Raw genomic sequence first — 24022 nt, forward strand, 5'->3', positions numbered from 1 at the left:
CGACCGGGTGCGGGTGACCGCTTTCCGTCGCAGGATCGGGGGAGGACGACCGGCGGCGGAAGGGGCCCGAGGTGGCGAAGAAGGACGGCGGGAAGAGGAAGCGGAAGGCTCCGGAGTCCGCACCGGCTCCGGAGCCCTCCCTGCGTGACGTCCTGCGGATCCCCGAGGGCGAGCGGATCGACCTGGCCGCGTACGACGCCCGGGCGACCCCGGCCGGTCCCGCCGACAAGGCGGCGGGGCTCGCCGCCACCGCCGCCCTCGGGCCGCGCCTCGCCGAACTCCAGGAACGTCTGTACGCGTCGAGCACCGGCGGCGACCGGCGGCGGCTGCTCCTCGTCCTCCAGGGCATGGACACCAGCGGCAAGGGCGGCACGGTCAAACACGTCATCGGGCTCTTCAACCCGTCCGGCTGCCGCATCCGCGCCTTCAAGTCGCCGACCCAGGAGGAGCGGAACCATCCCTTCCTCTGGCGGATCATGAGGGCGCTCCCCCAGCCGGGCGAGATCGGCATCTTCGACCGCTCGCACTACGAGGACGTCCTCATCGCCCGCGTCCGCGACCTGGTCCCGCGCCGCCAGGTCGGCCGCCGCTACGGCCAGATCAACCGCTTCGAGAAGTCCCTCGCGGAGGACGGGGTGACCGTGGTCAAGGTCTTCCTCCACCTCTCGTACGAGGAGCAGCGCGCCCGGCTCCTGGAGCGCCTGGACAACCCCGACAAGCACTGGAAGTTCAACGAGGGCGACATCGAGGAGCGGACGCTGTGGCCGGCGTACCGGCAGGCGTACGAGATCGCCCTCGAACGCTGCACGACGGACGAGGCCCCGTGGTACCTGGTCCCGGCGGACCGCAAGTGGTACCGCAACTGGGCGATCAGCAGGCTCCTGCTCGAACACCTGGAGGCCCTGGACCCGAAGTACCCGCCGGGAGACTTCGACGTGGCGGAGTGCCGGGCCCGGCTCCTGGCCACGTGAGACGCGCCGGCGGGTGACCGCCCTGATCGTTCTCGTCGCGATGGTGCGTCAGCTCCGTGCGTGGACTCGGGCGCTGCTGCTGTCGAGTCGCGAGCGTTCATCACTTTGATCGGTTAACTTCCGAGCGTGAACACTTCTGTACGAAAAATGACGGCGCTCGGTCTCCTGGGCGCCGCCCTCGTCGGCTGCGGCACCGGCGCGGCCGACACCCCGGCGCCGAAGGCGAAGGCCACCGTCGCGGAGAGCGCCTCGCCCCGGGCCAGCGCGGCCGCCCCCGGCCCGAAGCCCGCGCGCGTCCCCGCCGCCCCGCCCACCATGGCGCCCGGGCCCGGCGGCCTCACCCCCGTCTACACGCGCCGGGCCAAGGGCACCGAGAAGGTCGTCGCGCTCACGTTCGACGCCGACATGACGGCCGATCAGGGCCCCCGGGCCGCGCGCGGCGAGCACTTCGACAACCCCGAACTGATCGCGACCCTGCGCCGGCTCAAGGTGGACGCGACCGTCTTCATGACCGGCCGCTGGGCCGAGGAGTACCCGGACCAGGCCAGGTCCATCGGCGGCGACCCGCGCTTCGAGATCGCCAACCACTCCTACAGCCACTACGCCTTCGCGTCCCCCTGCTACGGCCTGCCGACGGTCGCCGGGCCCGACATGGCCTCCGACGTGCAGCGCGCCTTCGACGCCTTCCGGGACGCCGGGGCCGTCAACGTCGTCCCGTACTTCCGCTTCCCCGGCGGCTGCTACGACGACGCGGCCCTGCGCGCCCTCGCCCCCGCCGGGGTCACCGCGGTCCAGTGGGACGTGGTCAGCGGGGACGCCTTCGCGAAGGACGCGGACGCCGTCGCCGAGCAGGTCCTCGACGGCGTGAAGCCCGGTTCGCTCGTCGTCATGCACTGCACGCGCAGCGCGGCCCCCGTGACGGAGCGGGCGATCCGCCGGATCGTCCCGGAGCTCCGCGCCCGCGGCTACCGCTTCGTGAAGGTCTCGGAACTCATGAGCGCCCGCTGACCCGGCCCGGCCTCACTCCAGGCGCGCCGTCGCCCGGCACGCGAGGGCCGACGCCGCCGCGGCGAGGAGCAGCGCGCCGCCGCAGGCGAGCCAGGGCGGGTCGGCGGTCGCCGTCCGGGCCCCGGTGACCAGGGCGGTCATCGCGTGTTTCGCCGGGGAGCCGGTGGTCACCAGCGCCAGGAGCGAACCGAGCACGAGGGCGGCGAGGGACCAGCCGGGGGCCCGGAGGAACGGGCGCGCGGTCAGCGCGCCGACGGCCGCTCCCGTCAGCGCGCAGGCCAGGGCCGCGAGCAGCCCGGCGGTCGCGGCGGCGAGCGCGGTGACCCCGCGCCGGTCGGCGATCGCCGTCACCGCGAGGACGGCGACCGTGCCGACGAGGACCGGCCAGGCGGCGCCGGTCAGGAGCGCCGCGAGATGCGCGCGGCCCCGGCCAGCCGCCGCCGCGACCACGCTCCGGGCGGCGGGCGGCTCCTGGGTGAGGCAGATCCGCACGGACCAGGCGGACACCGGGAGCAGGGCGGCGGAGGCGAACCCGAGCGCGCCGAGCACCGGTTCGCCTGCCTGGACCCCGACGCCGATGAAGGCCGCGTACAGGAGCAGCGGTGCCAGCCAGCGCTGGGAGCGGAGCAGCAGACCCGACTGGTAGCGCAGGAGCGCCGTCATACCCGTACGCCTTCGGTGCCGAGGTGGTGGACGTGCCAGGACGCGGCGAGGAGCGCGCCCAGGAGGGCGTCGGAGTGCGCCGCGTCCACGGTGAGGAGGGTGGTGCCGTCGGGGCCGGGGGCGGTCGTGGGGTTCCCGGGCAGGAGGGAGGGAAGCGACCGGCCGCCGGAGACGGTGATCCGTACGGGAGGTGCGGGCCCGGCGGGGGTCGCCGAAACCCTGGGGGCGGTCGGCTCGGGTCCTGCCGCCGGCAGCGCAGGCGCGGTCGGGACCAGCCCGGCCGCCGCCGCGCGCGCCAGCCCCGCCGGCCCCGCCGCCACGCGCGCGTGCCCCGCCGCCGCGACCGGAGGCGTCAGCTCCCGCACCCGCCCCTCGCCCACCCCGTGGACGACCAGCGCCTCGCCCTCCAGGCGGCGGGGGTCGTGGTCGACGAAGACGACCGTCGCGCCCTCCGCGAGGCGTTCGCGGACTGCGGTGTCCAGTTCGGCGCGGGCGCCGGTGTCGAGGCCGGTCCAGGCCTCGTCGAGGACGAGCAGGGCGGGATCGGCGAGGAGCGCCTGGGCGACGGCGACCTTCTGGCTGGTGCCCTTGGAGAGCGCCGCGAGCTCCGTTCCGGCGTGCTCGCCGGCTCCGAAGCGCTCCAGCCACTCCCCCGCCCGGGCCCGCGCCGCCGCCCGGCCGAGGCCCTGGACGCGTCCGAGGTGGACCAGGTAGTCGACGGCCGTGAACGGCAGGGCGGCGGGGAAGCGCTCGGGGACGTAGGCGGTACGGGCCGGCCGGCCGCCGACCCGGCCCTCGGTGGGCGCGTCCACCCCGGCGAGCAGCCGGAGCAGCGTGGACTTGCCGCTGCCGTTGGTGCCGACGACCCGGACCAGGGCGGCGGCCGGCAGGGTGAGCGAGACCTCCCGCAGCACCCACGGGCCGCGCAGGCCGTGCCGCCGCCCGACGTGCTCCAGCCTCAATTCGAGGAGTGCTTCTGCGGGGTGAGCTCGCTCGGCCGGACGACGACGAAGCCCTGGCCCTCCAGCTTGAGCTGCACCGCCTCGCCCGAGCCGCCGCGGATCATCGAGCCGAGGGACTGCGAGCGGTGCAGGGAGGTGTGGAGCTGCTCGCTCCAGCCGACGACGGCGTCGGTGTCGACGTACACCGGGGCCTGCGGGCTGACCGGGATGACGATCGGGTTGCCCTCGCACATCAGGGCGATCTTGCCGTATCCGGAGAAGACGGAGTTGAAGAGGCCGCCGCCGGTCATGCCGGCGCCCTTCACGGTCCTGATGTCGTAGTGGAGGGTGGAGTCGAAGCAGAGCACGTTGCGGCCGTTGACGGTGAAGGCCTCGCCCTGCTCGATCTCGACGATGAAGCAGTTCTGCGCCTCGTGCGCGAACCAGGCCTCGCCCTGGCCGCGTACGGCCATCAGCGCCAGGCCCTCGCCGGTGACGGCCCGCTTGAGCAGGCCACCGATGCCCTGGCCCTTGCGCTCGAACTGGAGGTCGCCGCGGAAAGCGATCATCGAACCCTGGCGGGCGTGCATCTCGCCGTTCACGGTGTACTTGACCGATTTGGCGTTCTGGAGGGTCATCCCCGGGAAGGTCGCCGCCTCGGCGAGGTGCTCGCCCGCAAAAAGATCGCTCTTCATGAGGGGCATCCTGGCCCGGAAGGACTGATTCCCACAAGAATCGCTCCTCACCACGATGGCAGACTTGCCGGGTGAGCAGCAACGAGACCGATCTCCGCGATGAGAAGCCCCAGTTCGTCCTCCCCCTGGTCGTCCGGATCGAGCGCGACGCGCCCCCGAGCCGTACCGACGCCCTGGAGACCGCGGCGCGGGCCGTCCTGGAGATCCTCACCGACGACCGCGCCCTCGGCGAAGGCGAGTGGGCGCAGGCCATGACCGACTGGCAGGACGCCCGGATCCGCAAGGTGGTGCGCCGGGCGCGCGGCGCGGAATGGCGCCGGGCGAACACGCTGCCGGGCATCACGGTCACCGGCGCGGAGGCGGAGGTGCGGGTCTTCCCGCCGGTCCCGCTCGACGGCTGGCCCAAGGAGCTCGCCAAGCTCCAGGTGTCGGGCACGGACCTCGACGACCCGGCCGCGCCCGGCCCCGTACCGCAGGGGGCGGCCGTGCTCTGGCTCAATCCGGAGCTCGACATGTCGGCCGGCAAGGCGATGGCGCAGGCCGGCCACGGGGCGCAGCTGCTGTGGTGGGCGATGCCGGAGGCCGACCGGAAGGCCTGGCACGAGGCGGGCTTCCCGCTCGCGGTGCGGACGGCGGCGGCCGAGGACTGGGCGGGCCTGACGACGAGCGGCCTGCCGGTCGTCCGCGACGCGGGCTTCACGGAGATCGCCCCGGGCTCGTGCACGGTGGTGTCCGCCTTCCCGAACCTCAAATGAAGCTCTGAAGGTCCCTCTCCTGGGGTTCGAACGGTGCCGCCTGGGCCATCAGGTGAGGGACTGAGGACCGAAGGAGGGGGACATGACGGAACTCGGCATCGGCATCGGCTGGCGTCCCGAGATCGCTGAGGCGGTGGAGGCGCTGCCCGGCGTCGACTGGGTGGAGGTCGTCGCGGAGAACATCTGCGCGGACCATCTGCCCGACTCCCTGACCCGGCTGCGCGAGCGCGGTGTGACGGTCGTCCCGCACGGCGTCTCGCTCGGGCTCGGCGGTGCGGACCGGCCGGACCCGGCGCGGCTCGCGGCGCTCGGGGAGAAGGCGGTGGCTCTGGGGGCGCCGCTGGTGACGGAGCACATCGCGTTCGTACGGGCCGGGGGGCCGCTCACCGCGACCCCGCTGCTCGAGGCCGGTCACCTGCTGCCGGTGCCCCGGACCCGGGACGCGCTCGACGTGCTCTGCGAGAACGTGCGCATCGCGCAGGACGCGCTGCCCGTGCCGCTCGCCCTGGAGAACGTCGCGGCGCTGATCTCGTGGCCGGGCGAGGAGATGACGGAGGGCCGGTTCCTGGCGGAGCTGGTGGAGCGTACGGGGGTACGGCTCCTCATCGACGTCGCCAACCTGCACACCAACCACGTCAACCGGGGCGAGGACCCGGCCCGGGCCCTGTCCGAACTGCCGGTCGAGGCGATCGCGTACGTGCACGTGGCGGGCGGGGTCGAGCGGGACGGCGTCTGGCACGACACCCACGCCCACCCGGTACCGCGAGCGGTCCTCGACGTCCTGGCGGACCTCACGTCACGGGTCTCGCCGCCGGGTGTGCTCCTGGAGCGGGACGACGACTTCCCGCCGGAGGAGGAGCTGGCCCGGGAGCTGGCGGTCATCCGGACCGCTGTGGGCATACGTTCCGGAAGGGCGATGGGGGTCCCCCCGGACGAAGTCCGGGGGAGGGTGGGCGCAGCCCACGCGCACGGCGCCCGTTCCCTCGTACCCGCACCCCGAGAGGCTTCGCTCCTGATCGGCGCGGGAGCAAGGGTCTCGGGAGGCCCGATGCCGGCTGCCGCCCCTGTCGTCGAGGAGCCCGTCACGGAGCCCCCCGCCCCGCGAGCCGGCGCCCGTCAGCGCCTGGCCGTGACCCAGGCCGCCCTCCTGTCCGCGCTCGTCGCCGGCACCCCCGTGCCCGAAGGGTTCGACACCCGGCGCGTCGCGGTCCAGAGCCGCGCCCTCGCGGCCAAGCGGGCCGGGGTCGTCGCGAAGGTCGCGCCGGAGCTGCCGGAGATCCTCGGCAAGGGCTTCCGGCCGGCGTTCCTGGCGTACGCCCGGTCCCGTCCCATGACCGGCGGCTACCGCCGGGACGCCCTCGACTTCGTGGAGCACCTGCTGCTCGCCGGGCGGCCGGAGGACCCGGCGGCCCGGCGGAGGCTGACGGAGTGGTGGCAGGACCGTTCCGGCAGCCGCCCGCCGGGCCGTGCCACCCGGCTCGTCCGGGCCGCCCGTCACGCCCTCGTACGGAGATGACCATGGACCTGCTGCTCGTCCTCATGTACCTCGCGGGCGCCGTCGGCATCGCCCTCGTCATCACCCGGCTCGTCCGGACGCGCGGCGGTCCCGGCGGGCCCGTCCACGACCGGTACGAGGTCGCCTTCCTCAACGGCGGCCCGGCCCGCGTCGTCGACACCGCCCTCGCCGCCCTCCAGGCGGACGGCCGGCTCGCGATCGGCGGCCCCGGCATCGTCGCGGTCGTCCGTCCCACCGCGCACGACCCGGTGGAGCGCGCCGTCCTCCAGGAGCTCGCCGCCGCCCCGCACGGGGCGCTGCACCACCTGCGTCTCGGTGTGATGCGGCACCCGGCGGTCCAGGAGATCGGCGACGGCCTCGCGGGGCGCGGGCTGGTCGTCGGCCCGGCCACGCGGCGGACCACGGCCCGCTGGTGCGGCGTCCTCGCCGTGACGGCCTTCGCCCTGTTCCCGGTCTCGATCGTCCTCACGGTGATCGACTTCTCCTCCGACATGGAGTTCCGGCTCCCGTTCGTGTTCAAGGTGGCGCCGATCCTGTTCGCCGCGCTGATCACCGGCATCGTCTGCGGGTCGCTCTCCGCCCGGCAGGTCACCCCGGCCGGCCGCCGCGCGGTGCTCGCGTACGGGCGGGCCCACGCTCACCTCACGGACGCCGGCCATCTCGTGGCGCTGCACGGGCTGCGGGCCGTGCCGGACCCGGTGCTCCGGGAGCAGCTGGTCGCCGCCGCCCGGTACTACGCGCCGCCGCGGCGGAACCAGCGCGGCAGGAGGCACTCCCCGTCGCATTCCCCGTCGCACTTCTCGTCCTCGGACGCGGCCGCCCTCGGGGTGGCGACCGAGTGGTGCGCGACCAACAGCTCCTGCGGAGGAGGCGGGGGCGGGGGTGGTTCCTGCTCGGGCGGCGGCGGGTCCTGCTCGTCCGGGTCCTGCTCCTCGGGTTCCTCCTGTTCCTCCGGCTCCTCCTGCTCCAGCGGCAGTTCCTGCTCCAGCTCCAGCAGCTCGTGTTCGAGCTCCAGCTCCAGTTCCTGTTCGAGTTCCAGCAGCTGAGCGCCCATTCGGGTGGCGGGACCGTCCGTCCTCCCGTAGAACCGGGACATGGTCTGGGTTCCGCTCCTCCTGGTGGCGTTCGTGGCGGCCGGTGTCGGCTGCGCGCGGGTCTGCCGTGCCTCGCTCGCCGCCGCCCGGCCCCACGCGGTGCCGGGCGGTGCGGAGGAACTCACCGTGTGCGAGGCGGCCTACCTGGCCGGCGGGCCGCTCCGGGTCACCGATCTGACCCTGGTGTCGATGCACCGGGAACGCCGGCTGCTGCTCGCCCACACCGGCTGGGCGACGGTCGTGGACACCACCGGCGCCGGCGGGGACGAGCTGGAGCGCGCGGTGCTCGGTGCCATCGGGCCCGGCGGGCAGTCGCCGATTCCCGCCGTCCGTCCGGTGGTCGCCGCCGCCGAGTCCGTACGTCTCCTCGCGGAGGGGCTGGTGGACCGGGGGCTCGCCGTCTCCGAGGACGGGCGCCGGGAGATCGCGGCCGGGGTGCGGGCGGTACGGGCGGGGTTCCTGCTGACGCTGCTGCTCGGGACGGTCGCGGCGCTCCTGGTGCCGGATGCCGAACGGTCCCTGGTCGTCGCCGCTTTCGGGCTGCCGCTGCTCGGGTCGGGACTGTGCCTGCTGATCGGCCGGATCGAGGTGTATCCGTACACTCGCTGGGCGTCCCATGCCGGACAGCGGCTGCTGTCCGGGCTGTCGCGGACCGACCCGCTCACGGCGCTCGCGACGCGCGGTCCCGCCGTCCTGGAGCCCGAGCTCCGCGCGGCGCTGCGGGCCTGAGGAAGGGCCCGGAAATGACGCCGGTGCGGCGCGCGTGACGCGCGCCGCACCCGGAGCCGGACCCGGTGTCGCTGGAGCGGCGGGCACATGGTGCCGCCCGCCGTCTGATCTTCCGGGTCAAGGGGTGGCGCGCCCGGCCGGAAGCCGGGCGCGCCACCAGGTTCATCTACGGCCGTCAGGCCAGGCCCGCCACCAGGTCGGCGACGCTCTTGCGGCGGCCGGTGTAGAACGGGACCTCCTCGCGGACGTGCATCCGCGCCTCGGAGGCGCGCAGGTGGCGCATGAGGTCGACGATGCGGTGCAGCTCGTCGGCCTCGAAGGCGAGGAGCCACTCGTAGTCGCCGAGCGAGAAGGAGGCGACCGTGTTGGCGCGGACGTCGGGGTAGCCGCGGGCCATCTTGCCGTGGTCGGCGAGCATGCGGCGACGGTCCTCGTCCGGCAGCAGGTACCAGTCGTAGGAGCGCACGAAGGGGTACACCGAGACGTAGTCGCGCGGGTTCTCGTCGGCCAGGAAGGCCGGGATGTGCGACTTGTTGAACTCGGCGGGGCGGTGCAGCGCCATGTTCGACCAGACCGGCTCCAGAGCGCGGCCCAGCTTCGTACGGCGGAAGAGGTTGTACGCCTCCTGGAGCTCGTCGCTCGTCTCGGCGTGCCACCAGATCATGACGTCGGCGTCGGCGCGCAGACCGGACAGGTCGTACGTGCCGCGGATCGTGATGTCCTTGGCCGCGAGCTGGTCGAACAGCTCCTGGACCTCGTCGGCGTAACCGCCGCGGTCCTCGGGGAGAACGTCGCGCAGCTTGAAGACGGACCACAGGGTGTAGCGGATGACCTCGTTGAGGTCCTTCGCCTTCTTACCGGCGTTCGGGATCTTTTCGGGCGCACTCATACGCCTATTCTCGCCCGTCACAGGGAGTGCCCCGCACCGGGGTCGGTCGTTTTCGACGTGGCGATGATCTCGTCGGCCGCGCGGTGGGCCGAGGCGACGCAGGCGGGGATGCCGACGCCGTCGTACGCGGCGCCCGCGAGCCGCAGTCCGGGGAGGGCGGCGACGGCCGCGCGGACGCGCGCGACGCGGGCGAGGTGGCCGACCGGGTACTGGGGCAGCCCGCCGATCCAGCGGGTGACCGTGCTCGCGACCGGGCGTGCGGAGAGTCCGGTGGCGGCGGCGAGGTCCTTGAGGGAGGCGTCGACGAGGTCGGAGTCCTCGCGGTGGACCTGCTCCTCCTCGCCGTGCCGGCCGACGGAGGTGCGCAGCACGAACAGGTCGGGGGCGCCGTCGGAGACCCACCGCCACTTCTGGCCGGAGAAGGTGGAGGCCTTGATGGTGTGACCGTCCACGGGCGGCACGAGGAAACCGGAACCGGCGAGGGCGGGCACGTCGGAGCGGCGGAAGGCGAGGGTGATCAGGGCCATCGAGGCGTAGTCGATCTCGTCGAGCTCGGCCGCGGCGGCCGGGGCGTGGCCGCCGAGGAGCCCGGCGGCGATGCCGGCGGGGGTCGCGAGGACGACGGCGTCGGCGTCGAAGGTCCGGTGCCGGGTCACGACCTGCCAGCCGGTGGCGCCGGTGCGGACCAGGGCGTTCACGGAGGTGCCGGTGAGGATCTCGCCTCCGGCGGCGCGGACGGCGTCGGCGACCGCGCCGGGGAGGGTGCCGATGCCGCCCTCGATGCCGAGGAAGGCGGAGCCGCCGAGGCCGGTGGCGGCGCCCGCCGCGTCGGCGGGGGTGGCCGCGCCGGCCCGCTGGACGGCGTGGACGGCGGCGGTGAGCGTGGGGTGGACGCGGGCGGCCTCGAAGAGGGCGGGGACGGCGGCCTTCATCGAGATGCGGTGGGCGTCACCGGCGTACACCCCGCCGAGGAGGGGTTCGACGAGCCGGTCGACGACCTCGTGGCCCATGCGCGCGGCGACGTACGCGCCGATGGCGATGTCCTCGCCGATCTCGGTGGGCGGGAGCTCCAGGTCGCCGCCGACACGGCGCACGCCCTCCGCGGAGAGGAGCCCCTCGACGGCCGCGGGGTCGCCGGGGACGCCCATGACGTGCCCCTTGGGCATGGGGACGAGCTCGCCCCGGGACCAGACGGACGCGGTGGTCGTCGCGGGGGCCTGGAGCCGGTCGCCGAGGCCGACGGCCCGGGCGAGGGCGACGGCCTCGGGGCGGCGGGCGAGGAGCGACTCGGCGCCGAGGTCGACGGGCGCGCCCGCGATCTCCCCGGCGAGGAGCTTGCCGCCGAGCCGGTCGTCCGCTTCGAGGAGGGTCACCCGGTGGCCGGCCAGGGCCAGTCGGTGGGCGGCCGCGAGTCCGGCGATCCCGCCTCCGGCGACGACGACATGAGGCCCGGCGTGCTGTCCCGTGGTGTCCGCGTTCATGGCACCACTCTCTCAAATCGCCCGCCCGCTCCCGTTCCGAGGCCGGACCGTGACCGCATCGCTACCGCCCGGAGGCAACCCGAACCGGAGGCCCGTACGTCCAAGGGGCATCACTCACCACCACCTTGGGGGGTTCCTCGTGCGGGCAGCGAGAACGAGAACGACGGCCGCGGTGCTTCTGACGGCCTCACTGGTCCTGACCGGCTGCGGCGCGGGCGCCACGGACTCGGCATCCGACGGCAAGGGGGGCATGGCGGCGGCGAAGCCCGCCGACGGGGCCCGGGACGCGGGGGCCGAGGGAGCCGCCGACGGCAGCTCGGGGGCCGCCGCGAAGCCCGCGGCGAAGGCGCCGGCCCAGAAGCACGTCATCCGTACCGCCGAGCTCTCCGTCGAGGTGAAGGACGCGGCGAAGGCGCTGGTCGCGGCCCGTCGGGTGGCGACGGACGCGGGCGGGCACGTGGAGAACGAGTCGACGGAGCGGATCGACGACACGTACCTCACCTCGCAGATCGTGCTGAGGGTGCCGCAGGAGCGGTACGACTCCGTCCTCGCCGAGCTCGCGGGCGCGGGGAAGCTGCTCGACCGCAAGGCGGACGCCAAGGACGTCACCGACCAGGTGGTGGACGTGGAGAGCCGGATCGCCACCCAGCGGGCGAGCGTGGCGCGGGTGCGGGCGCTGATGGACCGGGCGGAGAAGCTGTCCGACGTGGTGACCCTGGAGGGCGAGCTGAGCCGCCGTCAGGCGGACCTGGAGTCGCTGCTCGCCCAGCAGGCCTCGCTGAAGGACCGGACGACGATGGCGACGATCACCCTCCGGCTCTCCGAGCCGGAGAAGGCGCCGGCGGAGGAGCGGGAGGAGGGCCGTCCCGGTTTCGGGGACGCCCTGAGCGGCGGCTGGAACGCGCTGGTGGGGGCGGCGGCCTGGATCGGGATCGTCCTGACCGCGCTGGCCCCGTGGCTCGCGGTGGTCCTGGTCCTCTTCGTCCTGTGGCGCCGCCTCGTCCGCCCGCGCCTGGCGTCCCGCACCCGCCCCGCGGCCCCCGTCCCGGGCCTGCCGGACACCCCGCGGAACGCGGCGGGGGCGGCGGTGGCGCCCGGGTCGCCGGAGGCCTCCGAGGCGCGGCGGGCGCCCGAGCCGCCGACGGCTCCGCGCCCCCGGGAGGCTCCCGAGAAGTAGTTTCGTCCCATGAGCGAACGACTGGTGGTCATCGGTGGCGACGCGGCGGGCATGTCCGCCGCGTCGCAGGCGCGCAGGCTCAGGTCTCCCGGGGAGCTGGAGATCGTCGCCTTCGAGCGCGGGCACTTCTCCTCGTACTCGGCCTGCGGCATCCCGTACTGGGTGGGCGGGGACGTGGCCACGCGCGGGGAGCTGATCGCGCGCTCCCCGGAGGAGCACCGGGCGCGTGACATCGATCTGCGGATGCGGACCGAGGTGACGGAGATCGACGTGCCGGGGCAGCGGGTCCGCTCGCGGGACCTGGAGTCGGGTGCGGAGGCGTGGACGGGCTTCGACAAGCTGGTGATCGCGACCGGGGCCCGGCCGCTGCGCCCGCCGCTGCCGGGGATCGACGCGCGCGGGGTGCACGGGGTGCAGACCCTCGACGACGGCCAGGCGCTGCTCGACTCGCTGGCCGGGACCCCGGGGCGGCGGGCGGTCGTCGTCGGCGCCGGGTACATCGGGGTGGAGATGGCCGAGGCCCTGCTGAACCGGGGCTACGAGGTCACGGTCCTGACCCGGGGCGAGCAGCCGATGGCCACCCTCGATCCGGACATGGGGCGGCTGGTGCACCGGGCGATGGACGGGCTCGGCATCAGGACGGTCGTCTCGGCGCCGGTGACGAAGGTCCTGACGGGCCCGGACGGCGGGGTGCGGGCGGTGGTGACGGACACGGACGAGTACCCGGCGGACGTGGTGGTGCTGGGCACGGGCGTGGTGCCGGAGACCTCGCTGGCGCGGGCGGCGGGGCTGCCGCTCGGGGAGTACGGCGGGCTGCTCACCGATCTGGCGATGCGGGTGCGGGGCCACGGGAACATCTGGGCCGGCGGTGACTGCGTGGAGGTCCTCGACCTGGTCTCCGGCCGGGAGCGGCACGTGCCGCTGGGCACGCACGCCAACAAGCACGGCCAGGTCATCGGCTCGAACGTGGGCGGCGGCTACGCGACCTTCCCGGGTGTGGTGGGCACGGCCGTGTCGAAGGTGTGCGACCTGGAGATCGCCCGGACGGGCCTGCGGGAGCGGGACGCCCGGGAGGTGGGGCTGAGGTTCGTGACGGTGACGGTGGAGTCGACGAGCCGGGCGGGCTACTACCCGGGGGCCGCGCCGATGACGGTGAAGATGCTGGCCGAGCGGCGCACGGGACGGCTGCTCGGGGTGCAGATCGTGGGCCGGGAGGGCGCGGCGAAACGGGTGGACATCGCGGCGGTGGCGCTGACGGCGGGGATGACGGTGGAGGGGATGACGGCTCTGGACCTGGGGTACGCGCCGCCGTTCTCGCCGGTGTGGGACCCGGTGCTCGTCGCTGCCCGCAAGGCGGTGGCGGCCGTTCGGGCGGCGGAATGACCCGAGCGGCGCAGTGACCGATGGTGACGGTTTGCGGCCGTGCCGTCACCGTGAGTGTCTGATCCCATGATCCGACACACGATGCGTGCGCTCTGCGCCGCGACTCTCGTCATAGCCCCGGTCGCCCTGACGGCGACGCCCGCCCACGCGGTGACCTCGTGCCGGGTGAACGGCGTCCCCGTCACCGGCACGAGCGTCATCGGGACCCCGAACGCCGACTACATCACCTGCGGCTCGGTCGGCAGCGGCGACCTGATCCGCGGCGAGGGCGGCGCCGACTACATCGTCGTCACCGGGACCGTCGCCGGCGCCGTCAGGGGCAACACCGGCGGCGACTTCATCCGGGTCGACGGCACCGTCGCGCCGGGTGGCGCCGTCGACGGAGGCGACGGGAACGACTTCCTCCGCGTCGCCACGAACGGGGGCACCGTCGACGGCGGCACCGGCATCGACTACTGCCGGGTCGTCTCCGGCGCCCCGCCCGTCAACTGCGAGTCCTGAGCCCCGTCCCCACGCGGGCGGCCGTCAGACGGCCGTCCGCGTGTGCACGTACTCGACGAGACGGCTCAGGGCGTCCGGGTCCATGGCCGGCATGACGCCGTGCCCCAGGTTGAAGATGTGGCCCTCCAGGTCCTTCGCGGCGGCCAGGACCTCGTCGGTCTTGGCCTCCACGACCTCGCGCGAGGCGAAGAGCACGGCGGGGTCGAGGTTCCCCTGGAGCGCCTTGCCGGGGCCGACGCGGCGGGCGGCCTCGTCGAGCGGGACGCGCCAGTCGACGCCGACGACGTCCGCGCCGGCCTCGCCCATGAGGCCGAGGAGCTCGCCGGTGCCGACACCGAAGTGGATGCGCGGGACGCCGTAGCCGGCGACCGCGTCGAAGACCTTCGTGGAGGCGGGCATCACCGAGCGGCGGTAGTCGGCCGGGGCGAGGGCGCCGACCCAGGAGTCGAAGAGCTGCACGGCGGAGGCGCCGGCCTCGATCTGCACCTTGAGGAAGGCCGAGGTGATCTCGGCGAGGCGGTCGAGCAGGTCGGCCCAGAGCTGCGGGTCGCCGTACATGAGCGCCTTGGTGTGCTCGTGGCTGCGCGACGGGCCGCCCTCGACGAGGTAGCTCGCGAGGGTGAAAGGCGCGCCGGCGAAGCCGATGAGCGGGGTGTCGCCCAGCTCGCCGGTGAGCATGCCGATGGCCTCGGTGACGTAGTGGACGTCCTCGGGGGTCAGATCGCGCAGCCGGGCCAGGTCGGCGCGGGTGCGGATCGGGTCGGCGACGACCGGGCCGACGCCGGGCTTGATGTCGAGGTCGATGCCGATGGCCTTGAGGGGGACGACGATGTCGCTGAAGTAGATCGCGGCGTCGACCTTGTGGCGCCGGACCGGCTGGAGCGTGATCTCGGTGACCAGCTCGGGCCGCATGCACGACTCGAGCATGGGGATGCCCTCGCGGACCTTCAGGTACTCGGGGAGGGAGCGCCCGGCCTGCCGCATGAACCAGACGGGGGTGTGGGGCACCGGCTCGCGCCGGCACGCCTTGAGGAACGCGGAGTCGTACGTCCGCGACTGCTGCTTCGTCTGCTGGCCCGTGGGGCGGTCAATGGCACTCACGCCCAGAATCTTCGCATGTGGCGGGAAGCCGCTCGTCCGGGCCGGGTGTCCCTCCCTGCACGGAGGCCCCGTTCCGCCTACTCTTCCCCGCATGGCTGCGGCTCAGGGACATTTTTCCGATCATTCCGACGGCGATCGAGGGACGGACGAAACGGCGGACAGTACGGAGACGAACCCGGTTCCGCCCGCCTTCCGGCGGGCGGTGGAGGCCTTGCGGTCGGCGAGGCTGCGGCCCGAGATCGAGATCGACCCGACCAGGCCGCCGCAGCGGCTCGCCCCGTACGCGTACGCGGTGGAGGCGGCCGTCGTGGAGGGCGAGGAGGACCTGGCGGACGGGCGGCTCGTGCTGCTGCACGATCCGGACGGGCACGAGGCCTGGAAGGGCACGTTCCGGCTGGTGACGCTGGTCAGGGCGGAGCTGGAGCCGGAGATGGCGGCGGACCCGCTGCTGCCGGAGGTGTGCTGGTCCTGGCTGACCGGGGCCATGGAGGCGCGGGGGCTCGTGTACGGGGAGGCGAGCGGGACCGTCACGATGGCGGGCTCGCACTATTTCGGCGGTCTCGCGGACCGCAGGCCGGCGACCCAGATCGAGATCCGGGCGTCCTGGACCCCGCGCGAGGGTCTGGGCGGGGTGCCGGACACGGGGGCGCATCTGGCGGCCTGGTGCGATCTGCTCTGCCAGATCGCGGGGCTGCCCCCCGCACCGGCCGATCCGGGGGCGGGCACCGTGACGGGCGCGGGGGTCGTCTCGCTGCCCCAGCGCCGGGGGCCGCAGGGGGCCTGAGCGGCGTGTCCGGCGGGCCCCGTCGGAGTCCCTCGTGAGGGTGACGGGGCGGGGGCCGCTCGTAGGATGATCGATCACGCGTCCGAATTGCCCTAATTGTTACTCACCAAATCGTGATCTTTCCCTAAAGGCGGGCGGCCCAACTGCCGAAGGAGTCAGTGACCCCTTCACAGCACGGGTTCGCCCCCGGCTTCTTCCCCGAGCCGGCTCCGTCCCGCACCCTTCCCCCCAGGAGGCCTGGTGTCCGTTCTCCTCGAGCAGCCCGCAAGCCTGGTCGCCTACCGCCCGAACAAGCCGACGGCCATGGTCGTCGTGGCCGACCCACGCGTCCGCTCCACCGTCACCCGCCACCTGTGGGCCCTCGGAGTGCGCGACGTGATCGAGGCGTCGTCCATCGCGGAGGCCCGTCCCCGCGTCGGCAACCCGCGCGACATCTGCGTTGCCGACGTCCACCTGCCCGACGGCAGCGGCCTGACCCTGCTGTCCGAGACCCGCGCCGCGGGCTGGCCCAACGGCCTCGCCCTCTCGGCCGCCGATGACATCGGCGCCGTACGCAACGCCCTGGCGGGCGGCGTGAAGGGCTATGTCGTCACCGGTACCCGCACCAACATCGGCCACCCCACCCGCCCCGGCGCCGCCCCCATCGGCGCCGGTGCGGCCCGCCTCGGCCACCGCCGCCCCCCGGGTGCCCCGAGCCACCCGGGCGGCTACCGCGAGCTCTCCGGCCGTGAGGTCGAGGTGCTGCGGCTCGTCGCGGAGGGCCAGTCGAACAAGGCGATCGGCGTCTCGATGGGCCTCTCCGCCCTGACCGTCAAGAGCCACCTCGCCCGCATCGCCCGCAAGCTGGGCACCGGCGACCGCGCCGGCATGGTCGCGGTGGCCCTGCGGACGGGCATCATCCACTGACGGCCGGTGGACACGGGCCCGCGCCTGTCGACGGAACGTTCCGTCGACAGGCGCTTGCCGTTCACCGATACCCTTGACACGTGACCGACGCCCAAGAGACCGCAGCAGACACAGCACTGCGCACCACCGGGGGCGGCCCCCCGGACGACGATGTCCCTGCGAATGGGCTTCCGATCCCGTTGCTGGAGCCCCGCGAGGGGATTCCGCCCGTCGTCGAGACCGAGGACGCCCTCGCCGAGGTGATCGCCGCGTTCGCCGCCGGAAGCGGCCCCGTGGCCGTGGACGCCGAGCGCGCCTCCGGCTACCGCTACGGCCAGCGCGCCTATCTCGTCCAGCTCCGCCGCGAGGGCGCGGGAACCGCGCTCATCGACCCCGTCGGCTGCCCCGACCTCTCGGGGCTCGGCGAGGCGCTCGCCGGGACCGAGTGGATCCTGCACGCCGCGACCCAGGACCTCCCGTGTCTGCGTGACATAGGCATGCTCCCCACCTCGCTCTTCGACACCGAGCTCGCCGGGCGTCTCGCGGGCTTCCCGCGCGTCGGCCTCGGCGCGATGGTCGAGTCCGTCCTCGGCTACGCCCTGGAGAAGGGGCACTCCGCCGTCGACTGGTCCACCCGCCCGCTGCCCGAGCCGTGGCTCCGGTACGCGGCCCTGGACGTCGAGCTGCTCGTCGACCTGCGGGACGCCCTGGAGAAGGAGCTGGACCGGCAGGGGAAGCTGGAGTGGGCCCACCAGGAGTTCGACGCGATCGCCTCGGCCCCGCCCGCCCCGCCGCGCAAGGACCCGTGGCGCCGGACCTCCGGCATGCACAAGGTGCGCCGCCGGCGTCAGATGGCGGTCGTACGGGAGCTGTGGACGGCCCGTGACAAGGTCGCCCAGCGGCGTGACGTCTCCCCCGGCAAGGTGCTCAGCGACGCGGCGATCGTGGAGGCCGCCCTCGCGGTGCCGGTGAACTCGGGCGCGCTCCTCGCGCTGCCCGGTTTCGGCAACCGGATGAACCGCCGCCAGCTGGAGCAGTGGCAGGCCGCGGTGGACCGGGCCAGGGCCCTCCCCGAGAGCGAGCTGCCCCAGCCGGGCCAGCAGGTCGCGGGGCCGCCCCCGCCGCGCGCCTGGGCGGACAAGGACCCGGTCGCGGCGGCCCGCCTCTCGGCGGCGCGCGCGGCGGTCTCGGCGCTCGCGGAGGAGCTGAACCTTCCGCAGGAGAACCTGATCACGCCCGACACCGTCCGCCGGGTGTGCTGGGAGCCGCCGTCGCCGGGCACCCCGGAGACGGTCGCGGCCGCCCTGACGGGCCACGGCGCCCGGCCGTGGCAGGTGGAGCTGGTGACCCCGCTGCTCGTGGAGGCGCTGACGGCGAGCGCGTGACCCCGCCCGAAGTGAGTCCCCGGCGCCCTCGGCGGCGCCGGGGTCTCCGCCTTCCTACGGCAGCGGGCTGAGGTTGCCGTCGACGTCCATGTCGAAGACGCCGTGGGTCTTTCCGTCGACCTTGTGATGCTTGAGCCAGTGCTTCGAGAGCTCGTGCAGGTTCTTGTGCTGCATCTCCCAGGGCACCGAATGCCCCGCGCAGGCCAGCTTGACCATCAGCTTGTGGGAGCCGGCGACGGAGTCGTACAGCGCGGGGACCGAGAAGTTGAGTTCCGGGTTGGGGTTGGGGGGACTCGTGTTGGCCTGGGTGTCGAACTCCCCGTACACGAGGAGCACGGGCACGCTTCCGCCGAGTACTCCCCCCTTCTCCGCGGTGGCCTTGTTCCACCCCCACCGGGCGAAGTTCCTGATCCGGTTGAGTCCGTCGTAGGACCCCCAGGTGCTGCCCACGTGGTCGGACCTCATGATCGCGTCCCACGCCGCCTCGACGACGTCGTCCTCACGCTGGCCGTCGCAGTGCACCTCGCCGCCCCAGCCGTTCTTGAATCCGCTCTTCGTGCCGAGGAAGGTCGGGAAGCCCGGCTGCGGCAGCGGGACCGGCGGGTTGGACGAGCCCTGGGCCGGGAAGATCGGCGCCAGCAGGAACAGGCTCTCCACCCGCCCGGGATTCTTGACCGCGTACGGTCCCATCGTGAACGCGGCGGCGGACCATCCGACGAAGGCGACCTTCTCGACGTCGCACTCCTCGCGGATGAACTCCACGACGGCGTGCAGTTCGTCCCGGTCGCTGTTGGAGTCGGTCAGCTGGTACGGGTAGTTCGGCGGGCCCGGCGTGAATCCCGGCGGCCTCGGGGTCAGCAGGTGCTGGTGGGCGGGGTTGACGTTGCGGGGGTCGTCCATCATGGGCCGCGCCGAGAGGCCGGAGCCCTGGAGGTCCATCAGGAAGACGTCGTAGCCGGCCTGCGCCAGGGTCCCGGCCCAGCTGTACGTCTTGTACCGGAGGTCGAAGCCCGGGAGCACCGGGATGCTCCGGCCGTGGAGCATCAGGACCGGCTTGCGCTTCTGTCCGGGCGGCGTGCCGTTCCGCTCCCGTACGAAGAGCTCGACGATCTGGCCCTTGTTCGCGGGGACGGTGGACTTGTGGTTGAGCCAGTGGTCGGTGGTGACGATGGCCATGGGGGTCCGTTCTGTGTGCGGGTCCGGGGCGGAGCGCCCGGCCCGGCCAGCGTCGGCCCGCCGGGGAACGAACGCGACGCCACGGCCGCCCGCCTGGGCCCATCGGGTTGCCGGACCGTCCCAACGGAGGGGCGCGCGGAAGGGGCGCGCGCGATGGTGCGGGGTGTGACCTTCACCGCTTGGCCCTCAGGGGGTGGGCAGCCTGGTTACCCACAAGTAGCATGGGGGGAGCAAGCGCACGCTTAGGCGTGGGCCGCAGCAGCAGTGCCATCCCGCACCCTGGAGGAGAGCCATCGTGCCTCGTACCGTCAGGGACGTCGTCTTCGTCGACGGCGTCCGCACCCCGTTCGGCAAGGCGGGCCCGAAGGGCATCTACCACGAGACCCGCGCCGACGACCTCGTCGTGAAGGCCATCCGGGAGCTGCTGCGCCGCAACCCGGGCCTCGACCCCGCGAAGATCGACGAGGTCGCCATCGCCGCGACCACGCAGATCGGTGACCAGGGTCTGACCCTCGGCCGCACGGCGGGCATCCTCGCCGGGCTGCCGCAGTCGGTGCCGGGCTACTCCATCGACCGCATGTGCGCCGGCGCCCTCACGGCCGTCACGAGCGTCGCCGGTTCGATCGCCTTCGGCGCCTACGACGCCGTCATCGCCGGTGGCGTCGAGCACATGGGCCGCCACCCCATGGGTGAGGGCGTCGACCCGAACCCGCGCTTCGTGTCGGAGAAGCTCGTCGACGAGTCCGCCCTCTTCATGGGCATGACCGCCGAGAACCTGCACGACCGCTACCCGAGCATCACCAAGCTCCGCGCCGACGAGTACGCCGTGCGCTCGCAGGAGAAGGCCGCCAAGGCGTACGCCGACGGCAAGATCCAGCAGGACCTGGTGCCGATCTCGGTGCGCCGCACCGACCCCGCGGGCGGCGAGACCGGCTGGGGCCTGGTCACCGCCGACGAGCCGATGCGCCCGGGCACCACCCTGGAGTCGCTCGCCAACCTGAAGACGCCGTTCCGCGTCCACGGCAACGTCACCGCGGGCAACGCTGCCGGTCTCAACGACGGCGCCACCGCCTCGATCATCGCCTCCGAGGACTTCGCCCGGGAGAACGACCTCCCGGTCAAGATGCGCCTCGTCTCGTACGCCTTCGCCGGCGTCGAGCCCGAGGTCATGGGCTACGGCCCGATCCCCGCGACGGAGAAGGCGCTCGCGCAGGCCGGTCTCTCGATCGAGGACATCGGTCTCTTCGAGATCAACGAGGCCTTCGCGGTCCAGGTCCTCGCCTTCCTGGAGCACTACGGCATCGCCGACGACGACGCCCGCGTGAACCAGTACGGCGGCGCGATCGCCTACGGTCACCCGCTCGCCTCCTCCGGCGTCCGCCTGATGACGCAGCTGGCTCGCCAGTTCGAGGAGAACCCGCAGGTCCGTTACGGCCTCAACACCATGTGCGTCGGCTTCGGCATGGGCGCGACGGTCATCTGGGAGAACCCCCACTGGGAGGGCAAGTGAGCACCACCGCCGAGCTTCTGAAGGGCGCCGCCGAGCTCTTCCCGGACGAGGTCGTCACCAGCGCCCACGTACGGCACTTCGAACTGCCCGCGGGTGCGGGCCGGTTCGCGCTGATCACGCTGGACAACGGCTTCGACCACACCAAGCCGACCACCTTCGGCCCGCAGTCCCTCGCCAACCTGAACGCGGCGATCGACCAGGTCGAGGCCGAGGCCGCGAACGGTGACATCGTCGGCGTCGGCATCACCGGCAAGCCGTTCATCTTCGCCGTCGGCGCCGACCTCAAGGGCGTCGAGCTGCTCAAGAAGCACGACGAGGCGCTCGCCATCGGCAAGGGCGGCCACGACGTCTTCAAGCGCCTCTCCGCGCTCGCCGTCCCGACCTTCGCGTACTACAACGGCGCGGCCATGGGCGGCGGCGTCGAGGTCGGTCTGCACTGCACCTACCGCACCGTGTCGAAGGCCCTGCCGGCCTTCTCGCTGCCCGAGGTCTTCCTCGGCCTGGTGCCCGGCTGGGGCGGCTGCGCCATCCTGCCGAACCTGATCGGTGCCGAGAAGGCCGTCTCGGTCATCATCGAGAACTCGCTGAACCAGAACCGTCAGCTCAAGGGCAAGCAGGTCTTCGAGCTCGGCATCGCCGACGCGCTCTTCGAGGGTGCCGACTTCCTGGAGCAGTCGCTGATCTGGACGGCCTCCGTCCTCAACGGCTCCGTGACCGTCGAGCGTCCCGAGATCGACCGCGGCGAGGCCTGGGACCAGGCCGTCGCCAAGGGCCGCCTCGTCGCCGACTCCAAGGTGCACGGCGCCGCCCCCGCCGCCTACCGCGCCCTCGACATCATCGAGGCCGCCAAGGACGGCGACCTGCAGAAGGGCTTCGACGCCGAGGACCAGGCCCTCGCGGACCTGATCATGGGCGGCGAGCTGCGCTCCGGCATCTACGCCTTCAACCTGGTGCAGAAGCGCGGCAAGCGCCCCGCCGGTGCCCCGGACAAGTCCCTGGCCCGCCCGGTCACCAAGGTCGGTGTCGTCGGCGCCGGTCTGATGGCCTCCCAGCTGGCCCTGCTCTTCCTGCGCCGCCTCGAGGTGCCGGTCGTCCTGACCGACATCGACCAGGAGCGCGTCGACAAGGGTGTGGGCTACGTCCACGCCGAGATCGAGAAGCTGCTCGGCAAGGGCCGCATCAACCAGGACAAGGCCAACCGTCTCAAGGGCCTGGTCTCCGGTGTCCTCGACAAGGCCGAGGGCTTCGCGGACGCGGACTTCATCATCGAGGCCGTGTTCGAGGAGATGTCCGTCAAGCAGAAGGTGTTCGCGGAGGTCGAGGCGGTCGCCCCGGCGCACGCGATCCTCGCCACCAACACCTCCTCGCTCTCCGTCTCGGAGATGGCCTCCAAGCTCCAGCACCCGGAGCGCGTGGTCGGCTTCCACTTCTTCAACCCGGTCGCGATCCTCCCGCTCCTGGAGATCGTCCGCGGCGAGAAGACGGACGACGCCTCCCTCGCCACCGCCTTCGGCGTGGCGAAGAAGCTGAAGAAGACCGCGGTCCTCACCAAGGACGCCCCGGCGTTCGTCGTGAACCGCATCCTCACCCGCTTCATGGGCGAGATCCAGAACGTCATCGACGAGGGCACCTCGGTCGAGACGGCCGAGAAGGCCATCGAGCCCCTCGGTCTGCCGATGTCGCCGCTGGTGCTCCTGGAGCTCGTCGGACCGGCGATCGGTCTGCACGTCTCCGAGACCCTCAACCGCTCCTTCCCCGAGCGCTTCACGGTCTCCCCCAACCTGAAGGCGGTCGTCGAGGCCGGCAAGCGCGGCTTCTACGTCTACAACGCCGAGAACGGCTTCAAGCCGGAGCTCGACCCGGAGGTCGCCGCCCTCCTCGTCCAGGGCGACCTCGTCCTGACCGAGGAGCAGGTCCGCGACCGCGTCCTGGACGCGGTGGCGCAGGAGATCGGCCTGATGCTGGAGGAGGGTGTCGTCGCCGAGGCGCAGGACATCGACCTCTGCCTCATCACGGGCGCGGGCTGGCCCTTCCACCTGGGCGGCATCACGCCGTACCTGGACCGTGAGGGCGTCTCCGAGCGCGTCAACGGCAAGCGTTTCCTGGCCCAGGGCGTGGCGAGCGTCCCGGCGTAACCACCGCAGGGCGTACGTGAACGGCCCCGGCACCTCGCACAGGTGCCGGGGCCGTTCGCGTGCGTCCGGGAGGGGCGGGCTCAGCCTATGGAGCGCCAGCCTTCGAGCAGCAGCCCCTCGGCCCCCACCTTCTGACGGGTGGTGACCGGCGTGCGCCCGTCGGCCACGGCCATCGCGACCAGGCCGCCGTCGAGGCCCCGGGTGAGGACGGTGTTCAGGTTCCCCTGCCGCTCCCCGGTCTCGGACCAGTTCAGGCCCTCCGCCTCCTGCTCGCTGGGGTAGGCGGCGAGGGCGAGCCTGCCGTCCTCGGACTGCTGGGCGAGGACCGTGCAGTCGAACCCGTCGATGAGACAGCGGGTGGCGGACAGACGGCCGGTGCCGACGGCCTTGCCCAGCGGCGTCGGCTCCAGGGAGCGCTCCGGCGACCAGGCGGTCACCTGCCCCTCCCCGTCGAGGTAGAAGAGCGTCGCGTGCCCGGAGGGTCCGATCACGGCGGCGAGGGTGCCCATGACCACCGAGGTGGGCAGGATCTCCTCCCGGATCGGCTTCGCGCCGGCTTCGCGCTGCACGTAGCGGACGACACCCGTCGCGTGACAGGTGTACAGCTCGACGAGACCGGAACCGTTGGTGACGGCGACCGGCGAGGGGTCGGTCCTGGAGCCCTTCAGGTCCCACCACGGGTGCCAGCCGCCCGCGTCCTTCTGCGCGCGGACGCTGAGGCCGCCGCCGCCGTTCCGCACGAAGGCGTAGACACGGCCCTGGGCGTCCACGGCGACGGCCGGGTTGCCCGTCCAGGGGCCCTTGACGTTCGAGTGCCCCAGGGGCCGCCAGGCGGCCGCCGGACGGCCCGTCTGGAACTGGACGGCGTGCACCAGCTCGACGTGTCCCTCGTCCCCGCCCGTCGGCCGCAGGCCGACGAGGTGGACGTAGCGGTCGGCGCCCTGGCCGACGGCGAGGAACGCGGTCAGGCCCCCGCCGCCGAGGGAGACCGGCCCGCTCCAGCCGCCGCCGGGCTCCTCGGTCCAGCGCACCACCTCTCCGTCCCGGGGCAGGTAGGCGCTGAACCGGCCCTCCTCCCCTCTGGTCAGCCAGCCGCCCTGGAGCACGGGGGCGGCGGGGCCGTGGGAACGGTCGGTGGGGGCCTGGGATCGATTCGCCATGAGGGGATCCAGCACTCCGGTCGTCGGGAGGAGTTCGGGTACGAAGCGACTGTAGTCGCCCTCCCTGACGCTCTCCGCCGCGC

Annotated in this window: 22 protein-coding genes; 14 read left to right on the plus strand and 8 right to left on the minus strand. The window is 73.3% G+C overall.

Translation table 11 applies throughout. The features are described from left to right. Nucleotides 1-71: 71 nt before the first annotated feature. Nucleotides 72-971 carry a PPK2 family polyphosphate kinase gene (locus IE237_RS34045; RefSeq protein WP_189806036.1) on the plus strand — a complete coding sequence of 300 codons (900 nt, stop codon included), beginning with the start codon at nt 72-74 and terminating at the stop codon, nt 969-971. A 147-nt stretch (nt 972-1118) separates the two neighbouring features. Beyond that, nucleotides 1119-1979, plus strand: coding sequence for a polysaccharide deacetylase family protein (locus tag IE237_RS34050; protein ID WP_189806123.1), 861 nt, complete (start codon nt 1119-1121; stop codon nt 1977-1979). Between the two features lie 12 nt (nt 1980-1991). Here IE237_RS34050 and IE237_RS34055 read toward each other — a convergent pair whose 3' ends face one another. Genes IE237_RS34055 through IE237_RS34065 form a run of 3 tightly spaced genes read right to left on the minus strand, consistent with a single transcriptional unit; the run spans nt 1992 to nt 4278 of the window. Further along, entirely contained in the window at nt 1992-2642 is a 651-nt protein-coding gene (locus IE237_RS34055) for an ABC transporter (protein WP_189806037.1), read from the minus strand. Next, nucleotides 2639-3604, minus strand: coding sequence for an ABC transporter ATP-binding protein (locus tag IE237_RS34060; RefSeq protein ID WP_189806038.1), 966 nt, complete (start codon nt 3602-3604; stop codon nt 2639-2641). The genes IE237_RS34055 and IE237_RS34060 overlap by 4 nt, the downstream gene beginning before the upstream one ends. Further along, entirely contained in the window at nt 3601-4278 is a 678-nt protein-coding gene (locus IE237_RS34065; protein ID WP_189806039.1) for an AIM24 family protein, read from the minus strand. Before IE237_RS34065 ends, IE237_RS34060 begins: the two co-directional genes overlap by 4 nt. Nucleotides 4279-4349: 71 nt before the next feature. Here IE237_RS34065 and IE237_RS34070 point away from each other — a divergent pair, with 71 nt between their 5' ends. From IE237_RS34070 to IE237_RS34085, 4 genes are all read left to right on the plus strand, one after another. After that, on the plus strand, nt 4350-5033 hold the full coding sequence (locus IE237_RS34070; RefSeq protein WP_189806040.1) for a peptidyl-tRNA hydrolase: 684 nt from the start codon (nt 4350-4352) through the stop codon (nt 5031-5033). Nucleotides 5034-5115: 82 nt separating this feature from the next. Then, a complete protein-coding gene (locus IE237_RS34075) occupies nt 5116-6549 on the plus strand; it encodes an MbnB/TglH/ChrH family RiPP precursor modification enzyme (protein ID WP_189806041.1) in 1434 nt (477 codons plus the stop codon). Between the two features lie 2 nt (nt 6550-6551). Continuing rightward, on the plus strand, nt 6552-7595 hold the full coding sequence (locus IE237_RS34080) for a TIGR04222 domain-containing membrane protein (RefSeq protein ID WP_189806042.1): 1044 nt from the start codon (nt 6552-6554) through the stop codon (nt 7593-7595). Between the two features lie 48 nt (nt 7596-7643). Continuing rightward, nucleotides 7644-8372 carry a TIGR04222 domain-containing membrane protein gene (locus tag IE237_RS34085; protein ID WP_189806043.1) on the plus strand — a complete coding sequence of 243 codons (729 nt, stop codon included), beginning with the start codon at nt 7644-7646 and terminating at the stop codon, nt 8370-8372. Between the two features lie 175 nt (nt 8373-8547). On the opposite strand, the gene hemQ is transcribed toward IE237_RS34085, so the two are convergent. Together hemQ and hemG are read right to left on the minus strand one after the other, a co-directional pair. Then, complete coding sequence (hemQ, locus tag IE237_RS34090) at nt 8548-9261, minus strand: hydrogen peroxide-dependent heme synthase (RefSeq protein WP_041663021.1); 714 nt, start codon at nt 9259-9261, stop codon at nt 8548-8550. A 17-nt stretch (nt 9262-9278) separates the two neighbouring features. Further along, nucleotides 9279-10742, minus strand: a complete 1464-nt coding sequence (gene hemG, locus IE237_RS34095; protein ID WP_189806044.1) for a protoporphyrinogen oxidase — start codon at nt 10740-10742, stop codon at nt 9279-9281. Between the two features lie 172 nt (nt 10743-10914). Between hemG and IE237_RS34100 the strand changes: the two genes are divergently transcribed. From IE237_RS34100 to IE237_RS34110, 3 genes are all read left to right on the plus strand, one after another. Further along, nucleotides 10915-11919 (plus strand): DUF4349 domain-containing protein, encoded by a 1005-nt coding sequence (locus tag IE237_RS34100; protein WP_229843837.1) that lies wholly within the window; start codon nt 10915-10917, stop codon nt 11917-11919. Nucleotides 11920-11928: 9 nt separating this feature from the next. Then, nucleotides 11929-13302 (plus strand): FAD-dependent oxidoreductase, encoded by a 1374-nt coding sequence (locus IE237_RS34105; protein ID WP_189806046.1) that lies wholly within the window; start codon nt 11929-11931, stop codon nt 13300-13302. 66 nt (nt 13303-13368) lie between these two features. Further along, entirely contained in the window at nt 13369-13803 is a 435-nt protein-coding gene (locus IE237_RS34110) for a hypothetical protein (RefSeq protein ID WP_229843839.1), read from the plus strand. 24 nt (nt 13804-13827) lie between these two features. Here the strand turns inward: IE237_RS34110 and hemE are convergent, their stop codons facing one another. Next, the gene (gene hemE, locus IE237_RS34115) at nt 13828-14904 is read right to left on the minus strand and encodes a uroporphyrinogen decarboxylase (RefSeq protein WP_189806047.1); all 1077 of its coding nucleotides are present in this window, start codon (nt 14902-14904) and stop codon (nt 13828-13830) included. A 91-nt stretch (nt 14905-14995) separates the two neighbouring features. Between hemE and IE237_RS34120 the strand changes: the two genes are divergently transcribed. The 3 genes from IE237_RS34120 to IE237_RS34130 all read left to right on the plus strand — a co-directional run bounded on the left by IE237_RS34120 (nt 14996) and on the right by IE237_RS34130 (nt 17958). Then, on the plus strand, nt 14996-15688 hold the full coding sequence (locus IE237_RS34120; RefSeq protein ID WP_189806048.1) for a DUF3000 domain-containing protein: 693 nt from the start codon (nt 14996-14998) through the stop codon (nt 15686-15688). A gap of 240 nt (nt 15689-15928) precedes the next feature. After that, complete coding sequence (locus tag IE237_RS34125; protein WP_189806049.1) at nt 15929-16594, plus strand: response regulator transcription factor; 666 nt, start codon at nt 15929-15931, stop codon at nt 16592-16594. Nucleotides 16595-16674: 80 nt separating this feature from the next. Further along, a complete protein-coding gene (locus IE237_RS34130; protein ID WP_189806050.1) occupies nt 16675-17958 on the plus strand; it encodes a ribonuclease D in 1284 nt (427 codons plus the stop codon). 54 nt (nt 17959-18012) lie between these two features. Here the strand turns inward: IE237_RS34130 and IE237_RS34135 are convergent, their stop codons facing one another. Beyond that, nucleotides 18013-19134, minus strand: a complete 1122-nt coding sequence (locus IE237_RS34135) for an alpha/beta hydrolase (RefSeq protein ID WP_189806051.1) — start codon at nt 19132-19134, stop codon at nt 18013-18015. 295 nt (nt 19135-19429) lie between these two features. Here IE237_RS34135 and IE237_RS34140 point away from each other — a divergent pair, with 295 nt between their 5' ends. After that, nucleotides 19430-20644 carry a thiolase family protein gene (locus IE237_RS34140; RefSeq protein WP_189806052.1) on the plus strand — a complete coding sequence of 405 codons (1215 nt, stop codon included), beginning with the start codon at nt 19430-19432 and terminating at the stop codon, nt 20642-20644. After that, nucleotides 20641-22779, plus strand: a complete 2139-nt coding sequence (locus IE237_RS34145) for a 3-hydroxyacyl-CoA dehydrogenase NAD-binding domain-containing protein (RefSeq protein ID WP_189806053.1) — start codon at nt 20641-20643, stop codon at nt 22777-22779. The genes IE237_RS34140 and IE237_RS34145 overlap by 4 nt, the downstream gene beginning before the upstream one ends. An 80-nt stretch (nt 22780-22859) precedes the next feature. Here IE237_RS34145 and IE237_RS34150 read toward each other — a convergent pair whose 3' ends face one another. Beyond that, complete coding sequence (locus tag IE237_RS34150) at nt 22860-23939, minus strand: PLL family lectin (protein ID WP_189806054.1); 1080 nt, start codon at nt 23937-23939, stop codon at nt 22860-22862. Between the last annotated feature and the right edge of the window lie 83 nt (nt 23940-24022).

This window comes from Streptomyces tanashiensis (assembly GCF_014648895.1).
GTDB lineage: Bacteria > Actinomycetota > Actinomycetes > Streptomycetales > Streptomycetaceae > Streptomyces > Streptomyces tanashiensis.